This window comes from Oceanicella actignis, from assembly GCF_008124525.1.
Taxonomy (GTDB): Bacteria; Pseudomonadota; Alphaproteobacteria; order Rhodobacterales; family Rhodobacteraceae; genus Oceanicella; species Oceanicella actignis.
The window spans coordinates 1,500-5,417 of the sequence record NZ_VNHJ01000020.1 but is presented as its reverse complement, the minus strand read 5'-3'; the positions used below and the strand labels follow the sequence as shown (position 1 = coordinate 5,417).

Sequence of the window (3,918 nt, the reverse complement as noted above, 5' to 3'; positions counted from 1 at the left end):
TCGCCCATATCCGCATTCTTGTCAGACGCTTGGCTCGATACCACGCACCACCGGTCGAATTATGAGTCGGGCTCTCAGACAAACCTAGTCCCCCTGCCATCCACCGCGACGGAATTACCATAGTCAAATAACGGGGCTGCAACGCTTTCGCCTGTTCGACAAACTTGTGGTAGATGGGAACGTCGCGTGTCCCGCCGTCGCTTGCCAACTGATAAGGCGGGTTCCCGATGATCACGTCAAACTGCACGTCGCCTCCGAACAGCTCGGCCATGCGAGCCTTGATGTCGTCTGTATGGATGAACGCGTAGGCGTGGGTTTCCATGCCCTCGCCACGGTCATAGGTAGATTGGCTTGCCCCGCAGAACTTGCACCTGCCATTCACCCATGTGTGCTCGGTCCGCTCGAACCAGATATCGCCATCGTCGCTGCCAAAGCCCTTGGCGATGGAGTGCGGCCCGGTCGCGTGCTTCGAGCAATAGACGCTGCGCCGCGCCAGCATGGCCGTCAGCCGGGTGATGCCGATGCCGAAGACCTGCTTGGTGAGGATGTGATCCACGCGTTCCTGCAGGTCGGGGATTTGGCTCTCCAGCCCTTTCACCAGCCGCCGCGTGATCTCGCGCAGGAACACGCCGGACTTGGTGCAGGGGTCCAGAAACCGGACGCTGCTGTCGGCCCAGAGGTTCGCGCCGCCGTTATCCGCCGCCCAGGCCTCGGCCAGCGTGTCGAGCATGCGGTTGGCGAATTCGGGCGGGGTGAATACCTCGTCGTTCGAGAGGTTGGCTATGCAGCTCAGCACATCCGGGTTGCGCCCGCGCAGGGCGAAGGTGGCCTGCATGCTCATGCGACCTCTTTGGGCTCGGGCCCCAGCTGCGCGGCGAGATCGCGGATCGTCATGGGCGGGTAGGTCTTGGTTGGCGTGAAGACTTCATGCTTTCCAAGGCGGGAGAACAGCGAGTCCTCGGCGCTGAAGGCCGACGCGCCGGTCAGTACATCGAGCCGGAAGTCGCGCCGCTGGAACTTGCCCCGGCCAAGATAGCCCCACTCGGCAAAGGTGATCGGGCGGCCGTCATGCGCCTTCATCGTCAGCGCATCGCCATGCACGAGGTTCTGCGACAGGACGTAGGACGCGGCGCGGTAGAGGTCGTCGCTCTCGTCGATGCGCAGGTAGTCGGCGAGCGTTTCCAGCATATTGGCGCGGCATTCGGCGATGTTGTCCGCAAGAAGCTCGATGCCATAGGTGCACATTAGGCCGAGAAGCGCGAAGTGCCGGCGCTCGAAGGCCGACTTTCCGAACTTCATCTCGACGCTCGCCAGCTTTCGCTGCAGCACCCGGACGAGGAAATTCCCGCTGCCGCAGGCGGGCTCCAGAACGCGCGAGTCGATACGCTCGGCTTCATCCTTAACGAGATCTAGCATCGCGTCCACCAGCCATTCCGGCGTGAACACCTCGCCGTGGTCGGCGACCCGTTTTCTCGACTTGATCAATGACATGAAACATATATGCCCGCTGTGCGCGTTCTCGCCAAGGTGTGTTCTGGCCAGGACATACAACCGCGCCGCCGCGCCTGTCCCCGCCCTGCCGAGCAATCCAGCAAAGCGCCGACGCCCGACATTGACACGAATGGCGAACGTCCGACCCGAGTCGTTTCTCCGCAACCGCCACCGGCATCGAAGTGTTCAGGTTGAGTTACATTTTTCCTTCAAGATCAGTGTGTTGCGAAAAATTCACCAAATCCGCGCAGTGAACAGGTTCAGAGAATATCGGCCCTCAGAGACCGATTTTGGCCGTCTCGCGCCCCCGGGGGTGGACAGCTCACAGGCGTAACCCTTGAAAACAAGGGAAAAATTCCGGTCGCGCAGAAGAAGAGAAAAATTCCGCAAGGGACAGCGGCGGAAGAGCGTCCGCCATACTACTATTTCATGTGATCCCAAATCAGCCGAAAATGTTGCTGTTTCATAGGCTTTTGAATATCATATCATCCCGTGGCTTCCGGCGGAAACCCGCCCAAGCCGCTGCAAATTGTGGGAACAATTGTGGGAACGGTTTCGATGGCCCCTCGCGGGAAAAGGCTCACGGCGCGCCTGTGCGCATCCGCCCCGCCCGGGCGATACAGCGACGGCGGCGGCGACGGCCTGCTTCTCTACGTCAAGCCCTCGGGCGGGCGGTTCTGGGTGCAGCGCGTCACGGTGGACGGAAGGCGGCGCGATCTTGGCCTCGGCCGCTTCCCGGCGGTCAGCCTGACCGATGCGCGCGCCAAGGCCGCCGCGAACAAGAAGGCCATCGCGGAAGGACGCGGGGCCGAGCTGCTGCGCGCCAGGGTGCGCCGAACGATGACCTTCGCCGAGGCGGCGGAGCGCTACCTTGCCGACAAGCTCAAGGGGCTGACCAACGACAAGCACCGGGCGCAATGGCGCGCGACGCTCGAGACCTACGCCTTCCCGGCGCTGGGCGCGCTCGATGTGGGCGCGATCGCAACCCGCGACGTGCTGCGGGCGCTCGAACCGATATGGGAGGCCAAGCCCGAAACCGCCGCGCGCCTTCGCGGCCGGATCGAGCGCGTTCTTTCCTGGGCGACGGTGGCGGGCTTTCGCGAAGGCGAGAACCCGGCGCGATGGAAGGGGAACCTGGCCGAGCTTCTGCCCGCCCCTGCCGCGCTCAAGAAGGCGGCCGGCGGCGGTCATCATCCCGCGCTTGCCCTGACCGATGCGGCGCGATGGTGGCAGGCGCTGGGCGAGGTGCGGGGCATGGGCGCGGCGGCGCTGCGCTTCGCGGCCCTGACGGCGGCCCGCTCAGGCGAGGTGCGCGGGGCCAGATGGGCGGAAATCGAGGGCTTGCCCCATGCCCAAAACCCCCGAAACCCCCAAAACCCCATTGCGGGCGGCAAGGCAGCGATCTGGCGCATTCCGGCCGAACGGATGAAGGCGGGGCGCGAGCATGTCGTCCCGCTGTCGCGCGCGGCGGCGGCGCTGCTGGCAAGCCTTCCGCGCGTCGCGGGCGAGGCGCTGATCTTTCCGGGCGCGCGGGCCGGGCGGCCCATGTCCGACATGACGCTTGCCAAGGCGATGAAGGCGGCCCATGCGCGCGACCTGGCGGCGGGCGGGCCTGGCTTTCTCGACCCGCGATCCGGGCGGCCTGCGGTCCCGCACGGCCTTCGCTCGAGCTTCCGCGACTGGGCGGCGGAACAGGGCTGGCCGCGCGACATGGCCGAGCTTGCCCTGGCCCATGACGTGGGAAACGCGGTCGAGCGGGCCTACCGCAGAACCGACATGGTGCAGCAACGGCGCGCCATGATGGAAGCCTGGGCCGCCTTCCTCGAAGGGCGCGCGGAGGTTGGAAAGGTGGTGGCGATAAGATGATCCGCAAAGTGAGCGGTGTCGGCGGTGGGGCCGTTATGGTCGATCCGCCCATTGGTAGAGAAGAGGCCTCAAACTGCTTCTGAACCGCGACGGTTTTGCTGGAGGCTTGAACCTACCCCATTTAGTTTTTTCTTACCTTCTATCCGTGCGATACAGGAAAAGAAGGTTAGGCCGTGTTGACAGGGTCCTTGACCCACAGGCGGATTGAGGCGAGGTGGACGAAGCCAAGAAAGCTGGCCGCGGTCTTGTCTTAGCGGGTGGCGGCCCGCCGGGCGTTCTTGAGGCGGTTGAAGCACCGCTCGATCCAGTTGCGCAGGGCGTAGAAGTGCCCGTCGACGGTCTCGCGGACGCGCCGGCTCCTTCTGGCGGGGATGATCGCGACGCCGCCGCGCGCTTCAGGCCTCGCCCCGGGTCATCCCCGCGTGTGCGGGGAACGCCGCCAAGCGGAAATTCCCGGACCTCGCGGCGGCGGGTCATCCCCGCGTGTGCGGGGAACGCGCCGACCTCGGCAATCGCACCGGAACATGCCTTGGGTCATCCCCGCGTGTGCGGGGAACGCGT

Annotated in this window: 3 protein-coding genes and 1 pseudogene; 1 reads left to right on the top strand and 3 read right to left on the bottom strand. The window is 65.0% G+C overall.

Annotation, left to right across the window (positions count from 1 at the left end):
• Positions 1-841, bottom strand: an 841-nt coding sequence (locus tag LY05_RS14800; RefSeq protein ID WP_148923684.1) for an Eco57I restriction-modification methylase domain-containing protein, incomplete at its 3' end; no start/stop codon positions are given.
• Positions 838-1,491: a DNA methyltransferase gene (locus tag LY05_RS14795; RefSeq protein WP_148923683.1), complete on the bottom strand. Its 654-nt coding sequence runs from the start codon at positions 1,489-1,491 to the stop codon at positions 838-840. The genes LY05_RS14800 and LY05_RS14795, both read right to left, overlap by 4 nt.
• A 558-nt stretch (positions 1,492-2,049) precedes the next feature.
• On the opposite strand from LY05_RS14795, the gene LY05_RS14790 reads away from it, so the two are divergent.
• Positions 2,050-3,357, top strand: a complete 1,308-nt coding sequence (locus tag LY05_RS14790; RefSeq protein WP_148923682.1) for a tyrosine-type recombinase/integrase — start codon at positions 2,050-2,052, stop codon at positions 3,355-3,357.
• A gap of 166 nt (positions 3,358-3,523) precedes the next feature.
• On the opposite strand, the pseudogene LY05_RS15650 reads toward LY05_RS14790, so the two are convergent.
• Positions 3,524-3,730: pseudogene (locus LY05_RS15650) on the bottom strand (IS5/IS1182 family transposase); the annotation flags it as partial.
• Positions 3,731-3,918 lie beyond the last annotated feature (188 nt).

Excerpts from the sequence above, each read along its gene's own strand:
- LY05_RS14795 (WP_148923683.1), bottom strand. The coding sequence starts at position 1,491 with ATGTCATTGATCAAGTCGAGAAAACGGGTCGCCGACCACGGCGAGGTG.
- LY05_RS14790 (WP_148923682.1), top strand. The coding sequence starts at position 2,050 with ATGGCCCCTCGCGGGAAAAGGCTCACGGCGCGCCTGTGCGCATCCGCC.